Here is a 1265-nt window from a genome sequence, read left to right on the forward strand (position 1 = left end):
TCCTGCGCGAGCAGGGCATCAGAACGCCGCAACCCCCGCCAGCAATGGTGGCTTTAGCCCGGGTGTTCACCTCTTCCCATTCCGAACAGAGCCGTTAAGCCCCGGTGCGCCTATGGTACTGCCTTCACCGGTGGGAGAGTCGGTCGCCGCCAACCTTTCAACAGGAAACCCCTTGGATGCTTTCACCAGCAACCAAGGGGTTTTTTGCTGTTGTAAGCATGCTAGGGCCATACAACAGGTTTCTGGCCTCCTTATAGCAACGGGGGGATGAAAAGGCTCTCAGCCCTTTGGGCCGGCCGATGTGCTTGCCTTGGGCGGCGGCCAGCTGCTGGCCAGCTTTGGTCTTCTCCGGGATGCTCTCGCGGTCGTACTCGGCCAGCGAGGCAAAGATGGAGCGCATGAACTTGCCCGCCGGCGGCGACGTGTCGATGCCTAGGTTCAGGGCCTTGAACTGGATGTTGCGCTGGTGAAACGAGTTGACCAAGTGAATGACGTGGTCACGGCTGCGGCCCAGGCGAAAGAAGCGCGCGACCAGCACTGTGTCGCCCTCGCGCACCAAGCTCAGTAATTCGTCGAGTTCTGGCCGTTGCAAGCTCATATTGGTAATCTTGTCCTGGAAGATACGGTCGCACCCGGTCTTGGTCAGGATGTCAAGTTGAGTGCCCGGGTTCTGGTCGACGATGGAGACGCGGACGTAGCCAAAGGTTTTATTCCTGCAGGGTCAGAAAGATAAAGCGCTGTTTAGTTTTGGCCCGCCTTTCTGCCTCTGGGGTTTTGGGCGACTTGCCGCCCGGCGGGTTGGGCTCAAAAAGCTAGGCCTTTGGGAATCCACCTCCGCTCTACAAGGAGCCCCGGCCGGCTACGTAGGCGAGCGCGACTCAGGGGCACTATGGCTCGTTTAACTTTGGAACCAAACTTTTAACCACGGCCATAAGGAAGCACATGGCAACAGGGTTGATGCCGCCAGTAGCTGGACCCTTTTGCCAAGTCGCAATGCCTTTTTTTCTGCTACCTTAAGCTAGCCAACGGTCCGTCAACACCCCTACTACCCCCACCAGCACATGGCGCGTCCCCAAGAATTTGATACCGCCGCCGCCCTGCACAAAGCCATGGGGGTGTTCTGGCGCAAGGGCTACGAGGCGACCTCGCTGGTTAACCTGCTCGAGGCGACGGGACTTAGCAAGAGCAGCCTGTACAGCTCCTTCGGCGGGAAGCGCGCGTTATTCCTCGCCGCTTTCGACGCCTATCGTCAGCAGCGGACTACC

The 1265-nt window shown here is 59.0% G+C and carries 1 protein-coding gene, 1 rRNA gene and 1 pseudogene; 2 read left to right on the plus strand and 1 reads right to left on the minus strand.

The window, feature by feature from the left end:
* Positions 1-43 precede the first annotated feature (43 nt).
* Positions 44-155: ribosomal RNA gene (gene rrf, locus J4G38_RS25615) — 5S ribosomal RNA — on the plus strand.
* 2 nt (positions 156-157) lie between these two features.
* Here rrf and J4G38_RS25620 read toward each other — a convergent pair.
* Positions 158-691, minus strand: a pseudogene (locus tag J4G38_RS25620) (recombinase family protein); the annotation flags it as partial.
* A 370-nt stretch (positions 692-1061) separates the two neighbouring features.
* Here J4G38_RS25620 and J4G38_RS25625 point away from each other — a divergent pair.
* A partial coding sequence (locus J4G38_RS25625) for a TetR/AcrR family transcriptional regulator (RefSeq protein ID WP_226163862.1) occupies positions 1062-1265 on the plus strand: 204 nt, incomplete at its 3' end.

The sequence above is a fragment of the Hymenobacter terricola genome (assembly GCF_017921975.2).
Lineage (GTDB): Bacteria > Bacteroidota > Bacteroidia > Cytophagales > Hymenobacteraceae > Hymenobacter > Hymenobacter terricola.